14 protein-coding genes are annotated in these 19106 nt (G+C 60.3%); 12 read left to right on the forward strand and 2 right to left on the reverse strand.

Features of this window, described 5'->3' with window-relative positions; genetic code table 11:
• Positions 1 to 176: 176 nt before the first annotated feature.
• From AC1DGI_RS03005 to AC1DGI_RS03035, 7 genes are all read left to right on the forward strand, one after another.
• Complete coding sequence (locus tag AC1DGI_RS03005) at positions 177 to 1880, forward strand: AIPR family protein (RefSeq protein ID WP_476897700.1); 1704 nt, start codon at positions 177 to 179, stop codon at positions 1878 to 1880.
• Between the two features lie 233 nt (positions 1881 to 2113).
• Positions 2114 to 3613 carry a type I restriction-modification system subunit M gene (locus AC1DGI_RS03010; protein WP_476897701.1) on the forward strand — a complete coding sequence of 500 codons (1500 nt, stop codon included), beginning with the start codon at positions 2114 to 2116 and terminating at the stop codon, positions 3611 to 3613.
• Positions 3606 to 4751 carry a restriction endonuclease subunit S gene (locus tag AC1DGI_RS03015; protein ID WP_476897702.1) on the forward strand — a complete coding sequence of 382 codons (1146 nt, stop codon included), beginning with the start codon at positions 3606 to 3608 and terminating at the stop codon, positions 4749 to 4751. Before AC1DGI_RS03010 ends, AC1DGI_RS03015 begins: the two co-directional genes overlap by 8 nt.
• Positions 4751 to 5686, forward strand: coding sequence for a restriction endonuclease (locus tag AC1DGI_RS03020; RefSeq protein ID WP_476897703.1), 936 nt, complete (start codon positions 4751 to 4753; stop codon positions 5684 to 5686). The genes AC1DGI_RS03015 and AC1DGI_RS03020 overlap by 1 nt, the downstream gene beginning before the upstream one ends.
• A gap of 128 nt (positions 5687 to 5814) precedes the next feature.
• Positions 5815 to 9231 carry a DEAD/DEAH box helicase family protein gene (locus AC1DGI_RS03025; RefSeq protein ID WP_476897704.1) on the forward strand — a complete coding sequence of 1139 codons (3417 nt, stop codon included), beginning with the start codon at positions 5815 to 5817 and terminating at the stop codon, positions 9229 to 9231.
• 111 nt (positions 9232 to 9342) lie between these two features.
• Positions 9343 to 10275 (forward strand): endonuclease NucS domain-containing protein, encoded by a 933-nt coding sequence (locus tag AC1DGI_RS03030; RefSeq protein WP_476897705.1) that lies wholly within the window; start codon positions 9343 to 9345, stop codon positions 10273 to 10275.
• Between the two features lie 151 nt (positions 10276 to 10426).
• Positions 10427 to 11194 (forward strand): DUF5677 domain-containing protein, encoded by a 768-nt coding sequence (locus AC1DGI_RS03035; protein WP_476897706.1) that lies wholly within the window; start codon positions 10427 to 10429, stop codon positions 11192 to 11194.
• A 358-nt stretch (positions 11195 to 11552) separates the two neighbouring features.
• Here the strand turns inward: AC1DGI_RS03035 and AC1DGI_RS03040 are convergent, their stop codons facing one another.
• Both AC1DGI_RS03040 and AC1DGI_RS03045 read right to left on the reverse strand, forming a co-directional pair.
• The gene (locus AC1DGI_RS03040) at positions 11553 to 12224 is read right to left on the reverse strand and encodes a GntR family transcriptional regulator (RefSeq protein WP_476897707.1); all 672 of its coding nucleotides are present in this window, start codon (positions 12222 to 12224) and stop codon (positions 11553 to 11555) included.
• A gap of 46 nt (positions 12225 to 12270) precedes the next feature.
• A complete protein-coding gene (locus AC1DGI_RS03045) occupies positions 12271 to 13293 on the reverse strand; it encodes an asparaginase (protein WP_476897708.1) in 1023 nt (340 codons plus the stop codon).
• 104 nt (positions 13294 to 13397) lie between these two features.
• Here AC1DGI_RS03045 and AC1DGI_RS03050 point away from each other — a divergent pair, with 104 nt between their 5' ends.
• From AC1DGI_RS03050 to AC1DGI_RS03070, 5 genes are read left to right on the forward strand one after another with little or no spacing between them, the layout of a single operon-like run.
• A complete protein-coding gene (locus AC1DGI_RS03050; protein WP_476897709.1) occupies positions 13398 to 14669 on the forward strand; it encodes an MFS transporter in 1272 nt (423 codons plus the stop codon).
• Positions 14670 to 14707: 38 nt separating this feature from the next.
• Complete coding sequence (locus AC1DGI_RS03055; protein ID WP_476897710.1) at positions 14708 to 15988, forward strand: alpha/beta hydrolase family protein; 1281 nt, start codon at positions 14708 to 14710, stop codon at positions 15986 to 15988.
• Entirely contained in the window at positions 15985 to 16611 is a 627-nt protein-coding gene (locus AC1DGI_RS03060; protein ID WP_476897711.1) for a cysteine hydrolase family protein, read from the forward strand. The genes AC1DGI_RS03055 and AC1DGI_RS03060 overlap by 4 nt, the downstream gene beginning before the upstream one ends.
• Complete coding sequence (locus AC1DGI_RS03065; protein ID WP_476897712.1) at positions 16608 to 17612, forward strand: amidohydrolase family protein; 1005 nt, start codon at positions 16608 to 16610, stop codon at positions 17610 to 17612. Before AC1DGI_RS03060 ends, AC1DGI_RS03065 begins: the two co-directional genes overlap by 4 nt.
• The gene (locus AC1DGI_RS03070) at positions 17605 to 19101 is read left to right on the forward strand and encodes an aldehyde dehydrogenase (protein WP_476897713.1); all 1497 of its coding nucleotides are present in this window, start codon (positions 17605 to 17607) and stop codon (positions 19099 to 19101) included. The genes AC1DGI_RS03065 and AC1DGI_RS03070 overlap by 8 nt, the downstream gene beginning before the upstream one ends.
• The last annotated feature ends 5 nt before the right edge of the window (positions 19102 to 19106 follow it).

Genomic DNA, 19106 nt, shown 5'->3' on the forward strand with positions numbered 1-19106 from the left:
CCTGGAAACCTGGCGAAGACTGAACGAGTTGACGGTAGACAGACCAAACCTGACTTGCGGAGAAGATTCTTGAACGGCGCCGCACGCATACGCGTGCGGCGCCGTTCAATCAGCTAACTTCTTGGCGGCTGAGAATCGGAAATTGAGCGCAACGAAAGAATAGGAAAGGCAAAGCCATGGGGACGCTGCAAATTCAACAAGTGAGACGCAGGCTGGAAGACAGTATCGTGCCTCATCTCGACCTTTCCGACCTTAGCGCCCACGGTCCGCAACAAAAATCGACGATGTCGCTGACTCGGGCACTCACAGCCTTCGTTGTGCACAAGCGTTCCGACTTGTCTCTTCAGGAGGCGGCAGCGAGTGTCGTCGATGAATCGGGAGATAACGGAATAGATGGGCTGGCAATCCTGCCCGACACCGATCGGCTAATCGTTGTCCAGTCGAAGTGGTCCGAGAACAGCAGGGGAAGCGCTGAGCTCGCAGAGATGATCAAGTTCCGCGAAGGCATCAATGATCTGGTAACCATGCGGTGGGACAAATTTGGTCCAAAGGTCAAGAGTCGCGCCGCAGAGTTGGAAACCCTTCTACTTCTCAATCCCGAAGTTAAGATCGAGATCGTCTTTGCCCACATGGGCTCTGGCGAGTTGGCCGACGTGGTAGCCCGGACGATGACCGACTTCGTAGCGGACCAGAACGACTCCGTCGGTGACTCTTTTAGTTTCAGCTACCTCGATCAGACGCTCATCCATCAACTGCTGATCGATGAGCGCCAAGCTCACGACATCGATCGGACGGTGACTTTGTCCGATTGGGGCAGCTTGGATGGACCGCCAAAGGCGATTTATGGCCATACACAGGGATCCGATGTTGCTGCGTGGTTGAACGACAACGGAGAGCAACTCTTGGCCAAGAATGTCCGCGTCTTCCTCGGCGATTCCGAGGTTAACAAGGGGATTAAGGAAACTGCAGTCAAGACACCGGACGAGTTCTGGTATCTAAATAACGGCATCACCGTGCTCTGCAAATCTTTTGAGAAGCACGTCGCGGGCGGCACCGATCGTCGCGTGGGGACGTTCAGCATCAAGGGAGCATCGGTTGTCAACGGTGCCCAAACAGTTGGCGCTCTCGCTCAACTGGGGAACACGGCATCGGCACAAGCACTGGAGTCAGTGCGCGTAACTGTTCGATTCATCTCCCTGGACGACGCATCCGACAATTTCGGCACACGGGTCACGCGAGCCACCAACACACAGAACAGGATCGGTGGTCGCGACTTCGTCGGCCTGGATCCAGAACAGGAACGGCTGCGCAACGAATTCGCTGTTGAACGTCTCGTGTATGCCGTTCGGAGCGGCGAATCAGACCCGAATCCGACGGACGGTTGCACATTTGACGAAGCGGTGGTGGCTCTAGCCTGCTCTGCGTCCGACGTGGACCTGGCAACACAGGCGAAACGGGAGATTTCCAGGTTGTACGCCGACACGTCCAAGGCCCCCTACAAGGCCCTTTTCAATGCCGAGACTACTTCAACTTCGATCTGGCGTCGTGTTCGGGTTCTCCGCCACGTGGATGAATATCTCGGTAGCCCTAAGAGGGCTTGGACCGACAGCCGCGCTAAAGGATATGCAATCCACGGCAACCGAGTCATTGCACATCTTGTTTTTTCTCGGCTAGAGGGCTCATCTCTGGACGACTCCTCATCGACTTGGTCACCTGATGCTTCGACGTTGGACGCACTCACCGGAGCCTGCTATCAAGCAATGGTTGAAGTGGCCGAAGCGGAATACGACGGCTATCTTGCGAGTCTCTTCAAGAACTCGACGAAGGTGCGACGAATTAGGTCTTTGGCTATGTCCAAGCTCGCCACACCCAAGAACTAGCCTGGGGCGCCTGATGACGGGACACGTAGTGCTTCGGCCGCATGAAGCGCTAATGCCTTAGCTGGCACGAATTTATTGTGGCCATTACGGGTCGAAGTCCGACGGAGGAGGAGTGGCACCGCCAAGCGCCGCGCAAGTCTGGCTGTGTGCGCCGCAGGGACGACAAGGATCGCTCAAATTTGCTTCTGTCTTGGTTGCCTCGCGCTTGGCCACGGGCCGACTAAACTCGAACGGTGATAACAGGCGAAATCAAATCTCAGGTAGACAAGGTCTGGAACGCGTTCTGGACCGGCGGCATCTCCAACCCTCTGGAGGTGATCGAACAGATCACCTATCTGCTCTTCCTGAAGCGCTTGGATGAGAACCAAACCCGGGCGGAGAACAAGGCCAACCGCACCGGTAAACCAGTCGAAAACCCTGTCTTCCCCAGCGGGTTGGATGAGAAGGGCCGCTCGTACCAGGACTTCCGCTGGAGTAAGTTCAAGAACTTCTCCCGCGACGAGATGTATACCGTCTTCGCCGATCACATCTTTCCGTTCTTGCGCACTGGGCTGGTCCAGCTTGCCAACGGCGAGGAGTCTTCCTACGCCCAACACATGAGGGACGCCCGTTTCACCATCCCCAATGCGGGGCTGCTGGAAAAAGTCGTCGACATCATCGATGAAATCCCCATGGACGAGCGCGACACCAAGGGCGACCTTTACGAATACATGCTCGGCAAGATCGCCTCCGCGGGCACTAATGGCCAGTTCCGCACGCCCCGCCACATCATCGACCTGATGGTTAGGATGACAGCACCCCAGCCCCTGGAGGCCATCTGCGACCCTGCCGCCGGCACCGCCGGATTCCTGGTTCAAGCAGGTGAATACCTTCGGCAGCAGAACCCGAACCTACTGACCACTCCGGAGCCGAGTCGGTTCTTCCACCACAGCCAGTTCCACGGGTACGACTTCGACAGCACCATGCTGCGCATCGGGTCCATGAACATGCTCCTCCACGGGGTCGAAGACCCGGACATCACCTATCGGGACTCCCTCGCCGACCTGCACGGCTCCGAAGAGGAAAAATACGACATCATCCTCGCCAACCCGCCCTTCGCAGGCAGTCTGGACTACGAAAACGTCGCCAAAGACCTACTCTCCCTGGTCAAGACCAAAAAGACCGAGTTGCTCTTCTTGGCCCTGTTCCTCCGGCTGCTCAAGCCCGGAGGCAGGGCCGCAGTGATCGTGCCGGACGGCGTAATGTTCGGCTCGTCCACGGCACACAAGGCGCTGCGGAAGATCCTCGTCGAGGACCACAAGCTCGACGGCGTGGTAAAGCTCCCCTCCGGCGTCTTCAAACCCTACGCCGGGGTCTCCACCGCGATCCTGTTTTTCACTAAGACGAACTCCGGCGGCACCGACAACGTCTGGTTCTACGACGTGACCGCGGACGGCTTCAGTCTCGACGACAAGCGCACGCCGCTGGAAACTTCAGACCTTGACGACGTCTTGGCCCGCTGGCAGCAGCGAGCGACGACGGAGATCGATCGGGCGCGCACCGAAAAGTCCTTTCTCGTCCCCAAAGCTGAGATCGCCGACAACGGCTACGACCTGTCCCTGAACAGGTACAAGGAAGTTGAGCAAGAAGAGATCGACCACAAGGAACCGGCCGAGATCATTGCGGAGCTGGAGGCTCTTGAATCAGAGATCGCTCAGGGTCTGGTCGAGCTGAAAGCGCTAGTCCGTGGTTGAGACGGCGTCGCTCCGTGAAGTCGCGAGAATCGATCGAAAATCCATCGCCCCGGAAAAAATTGAGACGGGTTCGAAGTACGTGGGCCTTGAAAACATTGAATCGGGCGGTCGGCTTATTAACGTGGGTACTGTCACCAACGGTGAGCTGGCCAGCTCCAAGTTCGTGTTCACGAGAGAACACGTTCTATATGGGAAGCTGCGGCCCTACTTGGCGAAGATCGCACTTCCGGAGTTCGACGGAATCTGTAGTACTGACATTGTGCCGGTACTGCCCGGCTCGAAGTTGGACCGGCGATTCCTAGTTCATTTCCTTCGCCAACCGAACGAGGTACAGCTGGCCAACTCGTTGACCACAGGTGCAAACCTGCCGCGGCTCAGTCCTACTGCTTTGGGGGAAATGGTTGTTCCCCTCCCGCCCGTCGATGAGCAGCGACGGATTGCGGCCATCCTGGACAAGGCCGACGAGCTCCGTACCAAACGCCGCCAGGCTCTCGCCCACCTCGACGTCCTTACCCAATCCATCTTCCAGACAATGTTTCACCCAGGGTCGAATCCCCATATGGTGCTAGGGGACTGCCTAAGTTTCGTCACTAGTGGAGGTAGGGGGTGGGCGAAGTACTACTCGAACTCCGGCTCAAGATTCATCCGGTCTTTGGATGTCCAATCGAACTTTATCGGCAGGGAATCTGAGGCTTTCGTGGTCCCGCCGGAAAATGCGGAGGCCAGACGAACGAGACTGAAGCAGGGCGACGTCTTGCTCACGATAACAGGCTCTCTCATTGGGCGGGCAGCCGCAATTGCTCCGGGCCACATCGGTGCGTACGTCAGCCAGCACGTCGCAATCCTTCGCCCAGACACGGACCTGTTGTCACCAATATTCCTGTCGCACTTCCTTAATCTTCCGAACGGTGGACAACAGCTGATCCGCGCTGCCCAGTACGGGCAGACCAAACCGGGACTAAATTTTGAACAAATTCGCCGCTTTGCGATTCCTCAAGCGAACCTTGCCGATCAAAGAATATTCGAGGATAGGGTTGCCACTGTTGAACGTCTGAAGGATCGGCATCGCGCCCAACTTGCCAAACTCGAGGCCCTGTTCGTCTCCCTCCAACACCGCGCCTTTCGGGGGGAGCTTTGATGAGCGAGACGACGTCTTTGACCACGGACTCGGAAGTGCCGATTTGGCCGCTCTTTGTGGCTCACGTGCTTCGGGTGCTGTCCGCCGGCGATACGCTGCACCGCCGAGACATCGTTAGCCGCGCCATTGATTCCGCGGGACTCTCGGCAGCAGCGCGTTCGGAGACGCTGAACACCGGGGGCCTCCGATCCGAACAGCGTCTCGGCTGGGCTATCAGCAACCTCCTGAAAGCCGGATGGATCGAGCGGCCGGTCCGGGCTAACTACCGCATCACCGAAGCGGGGCGGGAGTGGTATTCCAGCCACCCGGAAGGGATCAGTGACTTTTCCACCGCGCGGATGCTGTTTGCACCCTACTGGCCGCAATCGGATGCCCGGAAACCGATGCCGTCCGTCGTCGATGAGACACTCGTGGAGGATGTTGACCCGATCGAACAGATCGAATCCGGGATCAACCGCATCCACTCCGACGTCGGCGACGCACTCCTGACACGTCTCCGGGAGAATCACCCCGACTTCTTTGAGCAGGCGGTTGTCGATCTACTCCTCAAGATGGGCTACGGCGGAGCCGAGCAGCGGGGAAAGCGTATCGGTGGCAGCAATGACGGCGGTGTCGACGGGGTCATCGACCAGGACGCGCTGGGTCTGGACCGCATTTACGTGCAGGCCAAGCGGTACGCCAATGGCAACACGGTTGGCCGGGAAGCCATTCAAGCCTTCGTCGGCGCACTGCACGGCGTCGGCGCCTCCCGCGGCGTTTTCATCACGACGAGCGCCTTCACCTCCGGGGCACGGGACTACGTGAAGGCCGTTCCGTCTCGGGTCATTCTGATTGACGGTGCCCGGCTTGTTGGGCTGATGATCAAGTACCGGGTGGGAGTTCAGGTGAAGCAAAGCTACGACATTGTCGAACTCGACGAGGACTTCTTTGAATAGCCGCAGCCCATGGAACTAATCTCGCATCGCCGCGGGTTTGGCCTGAAGCCGGTGTGGTCCGGCGGTATGCCGGGCATCACCGTCTAGGCTCCGAAGAGAAGATCAACAAAGGAGTGGCATTGGGGGATGTGAGCAGCAACTTCGCTGTACTGCAGGCGGAGTGGCCCGGTATCGCAAAAGAATCGCGGCTGGCCGAGCTGTATGCGCGGAGGGACCCGCGGTCTTCGCTGCTCTACGCGCGGCGGTCCGTCGAAGCGCTGCTGGCCTGGCTGTACGACGCCGACGACTCGCTGACGTTGCCTTACAAGAGCGATCTCAACGGCCTGATGTCGGAACCGACATTCAAGCGGCTAGTGGGCGAGACGATCATCAGTAAGTTCCACCTCATCCGCAAGGTCGCGAACAGCGCCATTCACACCAACGCCGCCATCACTGTCCAGCATTCCGAGCAGACTGTCCGGGAACTCTTCCACGTCTGCATCTGGCTGGCGCTTCGCTACACCCGGGATCCGGCCAACCGCCCAGCCTCAACTGTTGCATTCAACGGACAATTCCTCAGCCCGACGCCGAAGCCGGGCGTACCGGCGCCTGCCGAGAAGCCCCGCACTGCGGACCAGACGGCGAAACTCGCCGAAGAACTGGCGGCCAAGGATGCGGCGCTGGCCGCGCAGAAGCAGGACAACGAGCAGCTGCACGCCCAGCTTGAGGCACTGCGCGCACAGATCGCCCGGGCGAAGGAAGAAAACAAGAAGCTCCCGGACAGCCACGACTACTCGGAAGCCGAAACCAGGGTCTACATCGACCTCTATTTGGGCGAAGCAGGATGGGCGCTGGACAGGGCCGAGGACCGCGAATTCGAAGTGCACCACATGCCCACCCACGCCGGCCCCACCACCGGAACCGGGTTCGTGGACTACGTCCTTTGGGGATCCGACGGCAAGCCACTCGCCGTCGTCGAAGCCAAACGGTCATCCAAGTCAGCGTACGAGGGTCAGCAGCAGGCAAAGCTCTACGCCGACGCGCTAGAGACGGAGAAGGGCCAGCGCCCGGTCATTTACTACAGCAACGGCTACGAGCACTGGATCTGGGACGACGCCTCAGGGTACCCGCCCCGTCCTGTTCAGGGCTTCCACACCCGGGACCAGCTGCAGCTCATGGTCGACCGCCGCACCACCCGTAAAACACTGGCCACGGCGGCCATCAATACGGAGATCGCGGGCCGCAGCTACCAGCAGGCCGCTATCAGGGCCGTCACAGATGCCCTGGAAACCGATAAGGAACGGAATGCGCTGCTGGTGATGGCGACCGGCTCCGGCAAGACGCGTACCGTCGTCGCGCTCTCCAGCCTGCTGATGCAGGCGAACTGGGCCAAACGCGTGCTGTTCCTGGCCGACCGCGTCGCCCTGGTCGACCAGGCCGCCCGCGCCTTCAAGACCAATCTCCCCGGATCGTCCCCGGTGGTGCTGGGCCGCGATGTGGAGGCGGACAGCCGGATTCACATCGCCACCTATCCGACGATGATGAACCTGATCAACGAACGGACCGACGACGGGAAGGTCCTGACGCAAAGGTTCGGCATCGGTCACTACGACCTGATCATCATCGATGAAGCCCACCGCTCCGTGTACCAGAAGTACCGTGCCATCTTTGACTACTTTGATGCATATCTGGTGGGCCTGACCGCCACGCCGCAGTCCGAAGTGGACCGCAACACCTACTCCCTGTTCGACATCGAGGACCACGTCCCCACGTTCGCTTACGAGCTGACGCAGGCCATCTCCGATGGCTACCTCGTGCCGCCCCGGACTGTGTCCATTCCCCTGAAGTTCCCGGTCGAAGGAATCCGCTACGACGAACTCTCGGAGGAGGAAAAGGAGGAGTGGGACTCTGCCGAATGGGACGAGGACGGAGAGGTCCCCGACGCCGTGGATCCGGCAATCCTGAATACCTGGCTGTTCAACGCCAACACCGTGGACAAGGCACTCGAGGTGCTGATGACCCGCGGGCACAAGGTCGCCGGCGGAGACCGGCTCGGGAAGACGATCGTTTTCGCCAAGAACCAGAAGCATGCCGAATTCATCGCCGAGCGGTTCAACATCAATTACCCCCAGTACGGGGGCGCTTTCGCGAAGGTCATCACGCACAGCGTCAACTACGTCTCCACCCTGATCGATGCCTTCGCCCGCAAAGAGGACAGTCCACACATTGCCGTGTCCGTAGACATGCTGGACACCGGGATCGACGTGCCCGAAGTGGTCAATCTGCTCTTTTTCAAGGTGGTGCGCTCGAAGACGAAGTTCTGGCAGATGGTGGGCCGGGGAACCCGACTCAGGCCGGAACTGTACGGACCTGGTCAGGACAAGCAGGACTTCTTCATCTTCGACGTCTGTCAGAATATTGAATACTTCAACGCCGAGCTGCCCGGTTCCGAAGGATCCCTGGGACAGTCGTTGGCGCAGCGCAGCTTCGCCGTTCGGACACAGCTGCTGGCCGAAGCCCGCACTGCCGGGCTCGACGGCGACTTCGTGCCGGCGCTCCAGTCCGGCCTTGTGGGCCAGGTAGCGGGGTTGCCCCGGGAGAATTTCCTGGTGCGTCCGCAGTTGGAACGGGTGGAGAAGTTCTCAATGCCCGCTTCGTGGGGCACCCTTGGAACGCAGGATCTAACTGACCTGCAGATCAAGCTGGCCCCCCTGGCAACGCTGGCCTCCGCCGCTGACAAGGAGGAAGCCAAGCGCTTCGACCTGCTGATGTACCAGGCGCAGCTGGCTTCGCTGGCCTCCGCAGCGGCCGTGGAGCCTTACCGCAAGAAAATTGTCGAGATTGCGTCCGCCCTGCAGGATCAGCCGAACATCCCTGCCATCGCGGCCCAAATGCTCCTGATCCAGTCGATTTTGGAGGGCGAGGAATGGGGCCAGGTCTCGCCACAGTGGCTTGAGCTGATCCGGGTGCGGCTGCGCGTGCTGGTGCACCTGATCGAGAAGAAGCGTCGCAAGGTGGTCTACACGAACTTCGAAGACACCCTCGGCGAGATTGTGGAAGGTGAGCTGAAAGGGACCGTGACCGGGTCGGTAGATCTGTCCCGGTACCGCGAGAAGGCCCGGACGTACCTGCAAGGATTCCTGGACCACATGGCCATCCATCGTCTACGCCGCGGGCTGCCCCTGACGGAGACGGATCTTGCTGAACTTCAGCGCATGCTGGTTGAGAGCGGCGCCGGTTCACCCGAGGAGCTTGAAGCGGCCACCAAACAGGCTGAGGGTCTAGGCCTATTCGTCAGGTCCCTGGTGGGCATGGACCGCCAGGCGGCGTTGGATTCTTTGTCCGAGTTCGTGGGGGATAAGACCCTCAACGCCAACCAGTTGCACTTCGTTGACATGATCGTCCAGCAACTCACCGAGAACGGCGTCGTGGACGTCGGCGCTCTCTACGAGTCTCCCTACAGCGACGCTGCCCCTGCGGGGCCGGAAAGCTTGTTCCCGGAGGCGGATGTGGACCTTCTGTCTGGCGCGTTGAACCGACTTCGTGGCTCGGCGATGGTGAGTTAGCTGTCTAGCCTACGGACTGTGCACCGGCATCGTTGTGTCGTGCCTGCGACCCCCTACTGAACTGATACCTTCAACTGCAGCCCACCTGCGGGCGTGACGAAGGAGTATGCGATGACGGCAGCCTGGATGGTGCGCCAAGGTGAGGGCGGCTCGAACGCCCAGGAGCTGATCGAAGCCGGTTATTTGGGTGTGGACTTCATCGGCGACCGTGATCTGACGCCGCACCTGGGCGACGGCCTGGATCAGTTCCGGCCTGGGGTATCGGAACTGTTCCGGGAAACGAACCCCGGGGCGGGCAAGATCGCCACCAGCCAAGGGGTCAACAGCCTCTGGCGGGCAGCGCAGGTCATCGCCGAAGGGGACCTCATTGTGGTGCCCAAACCGGACAGGAGCTTCCACTACGGTCTCGTCACCGGTGGCTACGAATACCATCACGGTTCTCCGCTGCCGCACCGGCGCCGCGTGGACTGGACCGGGTCGTTCAGCCGGGAGGGCTTGAGCGAGGCCCTCAGTACCTCGGTGAGGTATCCGGGCACGTTGTTGGAACTGACAGCTCACGCGCCCGAGCTGGCCGCCCTGACCGCCGCCGGCCAGCCGTTAGCCCAGCCTGTCGTGGAGGCCATCGCGTCCGAGGTGCAGGAGCAGCTGGCCTTCCAGATGGAGAAGCAGCTCGAAGAGTTTCTGGTCCACAACTGGGCCAGCACATCTCTTGGCCGGGAGTACGACATCTTCTCCGACGGACAGCAGACCGGCCAGCAGTTCCTGACCGACACTGGACCTATGGACATCCTCGCGATCAGCAAGGACCGGAGCCGGCTCCTGGTCGTCGAGCTCAAAAAGGGACGGGCAAGTGACGCCGTTGTCGGGCAGGTCCAGCGGTACATGGGCTACATACACCACGAACTGCTCGAACCCGGACAGAGCGTCGAGGGCGTCATCATCGCTCAGGAGGACGACCTTCGCATCCGGCGCGCCTTGTCGATGACGAGAAACATCCGGTTCATGAGGTACCGGGTCGAATTCCACCTCGACGAAGCGGAGTGAGGCTGGCGGCGGCTCGCCGGAACGCAATGGCTGAACCGGAGCTGCCCCTAGTCCTCGGGTGGCCTTGGCCCCTCGTCCGAGTCCAGAGAACAGAACCACGTCACGAGCCTGCGGAAGGTTGTGTACCCGGTCCTGGAACTAGGCTCTGAGAATGATCGATAACGAGTGCGAGTACAGGGAAATGTTGGAAGACTTGCTTCACATCGTCACCTCCGATGCCGGAGCGCCTCGATTCCGGGACGGTTATCGCAGAGTGGGGCACATAGCCACTGGATGGTTTTCGCGAATTCATCGCAGCGTCCAAGCCGTCAGGGTTCTCGAGGATGCAGGCCTATCCGTTGAAGCTGCGCCCGTTCGAAGAACGATCCTAGAACACGTCGTTGCGCTCTCTTGGCTGGCAGCGGATGGCGACAAGGTCGCTGACACGGTCAAGAACGCCCATGCCGAGTGGGTGACCCTGACAAAGAAAAATATCGAAAACGCCGGGTGGTCCTCTGTTGATCTCGACGAGTTCGAAGCGGTGATCAAGAGCGCTGCCGGCGGTGACAAATCGAACGACTATCTAAAAAGGTTCATGCATCAGGCGAAAAACTACAGCACTCCTGACACTGTGATCGCCTATCTCACGGAGACAGGGCAGTCGCACCCGATGTGGGAGTCTGCCGCCGTGTATCTGGACCCGAACACGTGGGAGCACCTGGGGGAGCCTCGGGGCGCCGTACCGCAAACGCCATTCTTGGTCCTCGAGCTATTCGGTGCAGTAACCTTTCTCAGCTCCATATTCGACAGCGTCCCCTGGCAGGAGCGCCTTGAAGCCATCTCAGACCGGTTGCGGGTTGCCACCATACGCGCCCGAGTGGCTCAGCGCCTCAGCATTCCAGAAGCACTCAACTATGTCCCTGAAGCTGACATTCTCTAGTGGAAGGCTAAATCTATTGCGCTGCCGAGTGCCCGACAACCCCCAAAACGCCTGCCTTTCCCGCTGAAGGTCATGTCCTCGCCGGTTCTCGGCGCCGGTTGGTTAGTCCGCCTGGCGCGCGGCAGCCGTGGGCAGTTCCGGCGCTAAGTAACTTTTCTCATCCGGAGTTGCCGGTTCGGGAGGCGGCGGCCAAGGCGTAACTTGTGGCATGAGCCACCAGTAGTCGGTATCGGCACATGCAGCCGACTCGCCGAGCGCGGCGCGGAATGCCTTCGCAAGAAATGCTTTGAGGGGTGCCATCGTACTTTGGTTCCTCCGGTGATCGAGTTAATGGCCAGGCGAAACCGTTGCATCGCGGTCAGATAATCCCTTGCTGATGAGCTTCTTCGATGGTGGCCAAGGTCGTCTGCAGGTGTTGTACGGTCAGCTGAATGATGCGTTCCACGTCGCCGGCTTTGTAGAGTCCGATCAGTTCAGCGTGTTCTTCGTTGGATTGGCTAATCCTTGAAGGGCTGGCAGCTAGGGACAGTCCTACGTATGAGGAGGCGCTTGCGCGCAGCCCCGCCAGGATGTTTGAGAGCCGGCTTTCTTTGGTCTCGGCGAATGTTTCATGGAACTGCCGATTGAGTTCCACCCATTCGCCGATGTTTTCGGTTAGCTGCATTTTGCGGTGAAGCGAACCGGCACGCTCGATTTGTTCCGCAGAAATGCTTGCCATCGATCGGCGCACCATTAGCGGCTCGAGCGTCATCCGCAATTCGTAGAGTTCTTGGACTTCTGCGAGGTCGAGGGTCCTGACGAGCGCGCCCCGGTGGGGGTCGACTTCGACGAGTCCTTCGGCAGCGAGGTCGCGGAGTGCCTCACGGACGGGGGTGACGCTGACGCCAAGCTCGGTTGCCAGATCCGACTGGACCAAGTGTGTGCCGCCGGCCAAGCGTCCGTCCAGGATGGCCTCCCGCAGTGTTTTGAGAACGTACGCGTGAGCCGTGCGGGTGCGGGCGGGACGTTCGCTCTGCGGATTGAGCAACATTCCGGTCTTCCTCCCTGCACTGTTTGACCTGGCTCCGGTCTCTAGGTTACTTGACAAGTATGTCTACCTCCCTTTGGAGTTGACCGCGGGCGGCGAATACTGTGCGTATTTGATCCGCACCCACGCCGGCGGCGGTTAAGCATGTCAGGAGTACGCAGGCCTTACGACTGTCCAGCCAGCCCCCGGGTATCGCGCCGCGCTGAAGAAGGTCCATTTCGGATCCCTTGAATCCGTAGGTACTTTGGAATGTCGTCCCGGTTCCGGTCCGGGAGGTCAGGACAACGGGAAGTGCTCGTGCCACCTCGCTGACGGCGTCGGCAAGGGATGCGGAGACGTGTCCGACACCGAAACCGGCCAGCACTATGCCGTCAAAGCCGCTGTCCGCAGCCGTACGCAGGAGAAGCCCTTCGTCGCCCAGGTGTGTTTCGATCAGGGCAATGCGGGTGCTGATCGGGGTCCGCAGGAGAGTTAGAGGCTCAGGGCGGTCGGCCCGGTTCACGTAAACAACATTCCCCTCCTCAAAGCACCCGAGAGGACCGAAGGAGGATGAGCGGAATGCAGCCAGTCCTGAGGCGCGTATTTTTTTGACCCGGGTGGCGGCGTGCACCTCGTCGTTCATCACTACCAATACTCCGCGGCCCCGCGAACCAGGGTGACCGGCAACAGCGACTGCGGCGACGAGGTTAGCGGGGCCGTCGGAAGCGACCTGCTCGGGCGAACGCATGGCCCCGGTTAGTACAAGTGGTTCTGCCTGATCCCAAAATAGATCAAAATAATATGCGCTCTCTTCGAGGGTGTCCGTGCCTTGAACGAGTACGACACCGTCGCTGCCTTGAGCGACCATATTCCTGGCCCAGCTCAATGCTGCCGCTAACTGGTCGAAAGTGAGGGACGCGCCGGGCGCCCTAAGCAGAGTTTCTGCGGTGACTTCTGCGATTTCGCGCAGAGCTGGGATCCCGGCGAGGAGCGAGACGGCGTCCAGCGAGGGCGCGATCCCTGACCCGCTGTCGTTCGAAACCATGGTGATTGTGCCCCCGAGGGTACCGACCGCGATCTTCGGCTTTGCCATACGTTCTCCCTTGTCCGTACAAGCCAGTGTGAAAACCCTTGCATCCTACATTTTATAAGATGTAGATTACCTCATACGTAACGTTCCAACAATGAGGTGGGAAAATGAGCGGTGTTCAGGAAGCTTCACAAGGGCATTTGCAGAAGGACGGGACTGCTCGGCTAACCAGGTCGGTCGCATTGGTCAGCTTCGTCGTGGTGGCCCTGTCGTATGTGATCAACGCGATGGACCGGCAGGTTTTCCCGGTTCTTCTGCCCCAGATACGAAGCTCGCTGGGGTATTCGTTGGCGGAAGGCGGCCTGCTGGCCACCATCTTCACCCTCGGGATCGGCGTGGCAGGAGTTCCGACAGGATTCCTCCTGGACCGCCTGTCGCGGAAGTCTGTGATGCTTCTCGGGATCGGTGTCTACTCGATCTTCACCATCCTCACCGCTCTGGCCTCCGGGTTCGGCGATATGTTCGCGTACCGCGCCCTCACTGGGGTCGGTGAAGCGATGCAAAACGCCGCGCTGTTCTCCGCTGTAGGCGCCTACTTCTACGCAAATCGCGCCATGGCTATTGGCGGACTCAACTTCGCCTATGGCCTGGGCGGGTTCCTGGGGCCGTTGCTGGGAGCAGGCTTCGCCGTCTCTGCGGGAAGCTGGAGGGTGCCGTTCTACGTTTTCGGCGCCCTCGGACTCGTGTTCGTCATCGCTATCGGCGTGTTCATCAGCAAGCGCTTCACGGAAAAAGTCGAGGGCGCCGCTGATGAACAGCGCGACGTGTCCTTTGAACATGTCCCGGAGAAGCTGCTCAACCGGAACGTTATCCTCCTTGGCATCACCGCGGCCGTTGTCGGGCTGGCCATGTACGGCTTCATTGGCCTTTACCCCACGTTCCTGCAGACGAGCCTTCATTTCAGCCTTTCCGACGCCGGCACAGCGGCCAGCATGTTTGGCCTGGGAGCGATGGTCGGCCTCCCCGCCGGCTACCTCAGCGACAAAATCAACCAGCGCTACGTCCTCATCGGGGCGCTCCTGGCCGGATCGGTTGTTGGTTACCTGATCTTCAACGGACCGACCGGGACAGGGGCCCAGGACGTCCTTGCTTTCTGCGAGGGAGCGGTGGCCAGCGGCTTCTGCTTTGTCGGAATCTATGCCGGACTTCAGCGCTCCGTTCGGCCGCACATGATCGGTCGCGCGTCGGGCATATTCATCACCTCTTTTTACATCCCGTCCTCCATTGCGGGCTACGTGTTCACAGCCCTGGTCGGCAAAGACAACTGGGGCGGGGCCGGTTTCTGGCAGCTCACCATCCTTCCCCTCGTAGGCGTGATCGCGATGCTCTTCGTGGACACGCGCCGGTTCTCCAACTCACCGGCACCCCTAAGCCACTAACTCCCGATAGATCTCCGACTCCGAGAAAAAGGAACTCAATGACTATGACAACCGGACCACGCCGCTGGCATGAACAGCGCTGGGTGATCGACTCAGTGCTCCGCACCGACGGACTGGAATGGGACCAGCCGCGGGTTGCGTACACGCTTCGCCCCATGGGCGTTGACGCCAACCCGGATTTCGCGGTGGCTAAATCCTCCATTTCGAAGTTCGCCGACATCACCCCGGTATTCAAGGCCCTGGCCGAACGCAGGGAGAAGCTTGCGCGGGAAGCAGAAGCATCCGGCCGCGGAGTCTCGGCCCGGGAACATTACTTCCACGCGGCTCTGCTCTACTCCACCGCCGAGTGGCCGATCTGGGAAACCACCCCGGCCTTGGTGGCATTGGATGACAAGAAGAACGAGTGCTTCAGCTCGTACGCGCGTCTCGCCGACCATCATGTGGAAAGAGTGGAAATCCCCTTCCAGGACTCCTACATCCCGGCCTGGTACCACTTGCCTCCCGATTATCAGGGTGGGCCGATTCCCACGGTCATCGCCTGTGGCGGAATGGACGCGGCCAAAGAGCTCAACGTAAATCTCTATGGGGACAAGCTCCTTCAACGCGGCTTCGGCGTCCTTTCCTTTGACGGCCCAGGACAGGGCGAAGCACCGATTCGCGGCGTAAAATTCACGCCCACCGCGTGGGTCGAAGCCGGCGAGGCGATTATGCAGTGGTGCCGGGACCGGAAAGAAGTCGACAACGACCGGATCGTGGGATTCGGGCTCTCTTTCGGCTCGTACTGGATGTCGCAAATCGCTGCCACCCAGCCGACCCTCAAAGGCGCGGCGGTCGGTCTCGTCTGCCACGAACCCGGCGGACACATGATCTTTCAAATGGCCTCCCCAAGCTTCAAGGCCCGATACATGTGGATGTCAGGGCTCGAGCACGACGAAGAAGCCTTCGACGCCATGGCCGAGAAAATCGATCTGCGTCCGATGATGCCGGGGATGCAGATTCCGTGGCTCGTGATTGCAGGGGACGAAGACGAACTCTCCCCCATGGAGCACAGCTACGACCTGGCCCGTCGAAGCCCTTCTCCCTCCCCGATGCTGGTCTACCAGCAGGGCCGGCACGCGCTGTCGCTGCCCACTCCTTCCGTGGCATCCGGACCAAACTGGCTCACATATTCGGCGGATTGGCTCCTCGACCGTGTCAACGACGTCCCCGCCGAAGACTACGTGGATTACGTTCTCCCCACAGGGCAGATCGAGCGCCGGCCCCACCCGAAAGAAGCGCTTACCCAGGAAACCTCACTCATCGAAGGAGCAACTGTATGACCCCCGCACTGCCGAAGATCGACGCACAACGCACCGCGGTCGTAACTATCGACCTTCACCGCGGGCATCTTGACCCAGAGGTCGCCACCATGCCCCTGGACGCCGCCAGCGCAGCCAGGGTCACCGGAGCCAACGCTGCCCTTCTGGCTTCAGCCCGGGAACTCAAGCTGCCGGTGATTCACGTTCTGACCTCCTACCATTCAGTTGAGGAGATCGCGTCAAACCCCTGGTGGTCGAACGTGGCAGGTTCCGACGCCACACGTGCGAACGTCCTGAACCATCAGCTCCCTGGCAGCCCGGGGCTTGCCATCATGCCGGAACTCCTGGACACCGACTACGACGTCGTTGTGGACACAAAAAAACGGTACGACTCATTCACAGCCACCGAGCTTGACCACGTCCTCCGCTCCCGGGGCATCGACACGCTGCTGCTCACAGGAGTCAACACCAACAGCTGCGTCCTGGCCACCACCGTGGCAGGCAACGCCCGCGATTACAAAGTCATCGTCATCGAAGACTGCGTGGACACTATGGACCCTTCCCTCCACGAGCCGGCGCTGAACATCATCCGAAAGGCCTTCGGATGGGCCTGTAACAGCGACGAGGCGCTGGCAGCGCTGTGAAAGCTATTGACGTACACGCACACGTAATACCACCCGGACTCGTCACGGCCATGCGTGAAGGCAACGCCCCGGACGGGATACGTATCGAAGATCAGGACGGCGCCCCGTGGGTCGTGCACCGGCAGGGCTACCGGTACCCGCTGCTCGATTCCTTCCACAACGTTCCGGCCCGCCTCGCGGCAATGGACGCGGAGAACATCGACGTCGCCGTGCTCTCGATCGCACCCCCGCTGTTCCTCTACTGGATCGAGGAACAAGACGCCCGCACGGCCGCGCGTTCCATCAATGACGCGATCGCAGAGATGGTGGCTATGGCACCGGACCGGTTCGCAGGACTCGCGACCTTGCCGATGCAGGACCCCGAAGCAGCGGTGGAGGAACTGCGACGTGCAGTGACCGAGCTTGGCCTCAAAGGAGCGCAGATCGGCCCTCACATCGAGGGGACACCGTTGGATAACGCTTCCCTTCGACCCGTGCTTGAGGCGGCCTCTGAGCTGGGCGTGCCTTTGGTGATCCATCCGTACTATGTGGGTTCCTCACCGGAACTGGACGAGTTCTACTTGACCAACCTCCAAGGCAACCCGTGGCAGACAGCGGTATGCGCGTCCAGGCTGATTCTCTCCGGTGTTCTGGACGAACTACCGGATCTGAACCTCGTGCTTGTGCACGGAGGCGGCCACCTTCCATTCCAGATCGGCCGGCTGGACCACGGTTACCGGGTGCGGCCCGAGGCGTCCCGTCCCCAACATGCTCCGAGCCGGTACCTGCAAAGGTTCCACTACGACACGCTGACCCACCGCCCGGAGTCCACCCGGAACCTCATCGAACAAGTCGGCGCCGACCGGGTTCTTTTCGGCACAGACATGCCCTTCGACATGGGCGGTCCCGGACTGGAGGAGCAACTGGGAGCCTTCACTGGAACGAAGGACGAGATGTCCGCGATCGCCCATGGCAACGCCGAGCGCCTCTTTACCCTGAACGGAAATGTTGAACATGACTGAAAAACTCTTCCTCCATATTGACGGCAAAGACCTCGATGCCAGCGATGGAGCCGTTTTTGACGTACTCAGCCCTACGACCGGACAGAAACTTTACGAAGTCGCCCATGGCACCAAGGAAGACGTAGATGCTGCGGTCAACGCGGGTAAGGAAGCGTTCGAAGACGGCCGCTGGCACGGCATCCCGGCAAGGGAGCGAGCACGCATTCTAAATCGTGCCGCGTCGCTGCTGGCAGACCGCATCGACGAATACGCCCAGATGGAAACCGCTCAAATCGGTCGCACGCTTCGTGAAATGCGAGCTCAACTGCGTCGCCTTCCCGAATGGCTTGAATACTTCGGGGCGGTCGCCCAAACGAGCGAAGACACCGGACCGAACTTCGGCCCGGACCACCTCAACGTCGTTCGTCGTGTCCCGCTGGGAGTCGTCGGGCTCATTACACCGTGGAATCACCCCTTACTCATCACGATGAAGAAAGTCTCTGTTGCCCTCGCAGCTGGAAACTCGCTGGTCATCAAACCCAGCGAACTTGGACCGGCTGTTCCGATGGCACTCGTAGGTTTGCTCGAAGAAGCGGGCGTGCCGGCCGGCGTCGTCAACATCGTCCCCGGCCTTGGCCGGACCACCGGCAAGGCTCTCTCCGAGCACCCAGGATTGTCAAAGCTGGACGTGACGGGCGGAACTGAAACCGGCAGGGTCATTGCCTCGAACGCCGGCCGTTCACTGATCCCGATCACAGCCGAGCTCGGAGGAAAAGCGCCCGTCGTGATCTTCGAGGATTCCGATATTGACCAGGCTGTAGCCGGCGCCCTCTTTGCAGCCTTCGTGGCGACCGGACAGACATGCGTCCAGGGTGCACGGATCCTCGTCCAACGGACTGTTTACGACCGTGTCGTTCAAGCACTGGTCGAGCGAACCAATGCGTTACGCATCGGTGACCCCTTACACTCTCAGACCCAGGTGGGCCCCCTGGTTTCCGAGGCCCAGCGCAACAAAACATCAGACGCCGTAGAAAGGGCTCGCGAACAAGGCGCGACCGTTCTCTGCGGCGGCCGGATCCCCGCCGGCACAGAATACGACAAGGGATGGTTTTATGAACCGACCGTTGTAGGCAACGTAAAGCCCGAGAACGACCTTTGGTACGAAGAGGTATTCGGACCGGTGACACTGGTTGCATCCTTTGAGGACGAAGCTGACGCTATCCGGCAGGCCAACGACTCGCAGTTCGGATTGGCTGCTTCCATATGGACCCGGGACGTAGGTCGTTCTCTTCGGGTAGCGAAAGCACTTGAGTGCGGCATCGTCTGGGTGAACGACCACCACAGAATCGATCCCGCCTCTCCATGGGGAGGCTTCAAAGACAGCGGTTTAGGATCCGAAAACGGGTTGGATGCCTACCGCGCCTATACCCATCAGCAAAGTCTTATCATCAACTCGTCGGCATCGCCCTTCGACTGGTTCGCCAGCGTCGAAGACATGCGCTACTCCTAGGAGCC

The sequence above is a fragment of the Arthrobacter sp. 05N428_2 genome, assembly GCF_056397065.1.

Bases quoted from the DNA above. Each gene is read 5' to 3' on its own strand.
- AC1DGI_RS03070 (WP_476897713.1), top strand. From the start codon at position 17,605: ATGACTGAAAAACTCTTCCTCCATATTGACGGCAAAGACCTCGATGCC.
- AC1DGI_RS03030 (WP_476897705.1), top strand. From the start codon at position 9,343: ATGACGGCAGCCTGGATGGTGCGCCAAGGTGAGGGCGGCTCGAACGCC.
- AC1DGI_RS03045 (WP_476897708.1), bottom strand. From the start codon at position 13,293: ATGGCAAAGCCGAAGATCGCGGTCGGTACCCTCGGGGGCACAATCACC.
- AC1DGI_RS03005 (WP_476897700.1), top strand. From the start codon at position 177: ATGGGGACGCTGCAAATTCAACAAGTGAGACGCAGGCTGGAAGACAGT.
- AC1DGI_RS03060 (WP_476897711.1), top strand. From the start codon at position 15,985: ATGACCCCCGCACTGCCGAAGATCGACGCACAACGCACCGCGGTCGTA.
- AC1DGI_RS03040 (WP_476897707.1), bottom strand. From the start codon at position 12,224: ATGTTGCTCAATCCGCAGAGCGAACGTCCCGCCCGCACCCGCACGGCT.
- AC1DGI_RS03035 (WP_476897706.1), top strand. From the start codon at position 10,427: ATGATCGATAACGAGTGCGAGTACAGGGAAATGTTGGAAGACTTGCTT.
- AC1DGI_RS03050 (WP_476897709.1), top strand. From the start codon at position 13,398: ATGAGCGGTGTTCAGGAAGCTTCACAAGGGCATTTGCAGAAGGACGGG.
- AC1DGI_RS03020 (WP_476897703.1), top strand. From the start codon at position 4,751: ATGAGCGAGACGACGTCTTTGACCACGGACTCGGAAGTGCCGATTTGG.
- AC1DGI_RS03055 (WP_476897710.1), top strand. From the start codon at position 14,708: ATGACTATGACAACCGGACCACGCCGCTGGCATGAACAGCGCTGGGTG.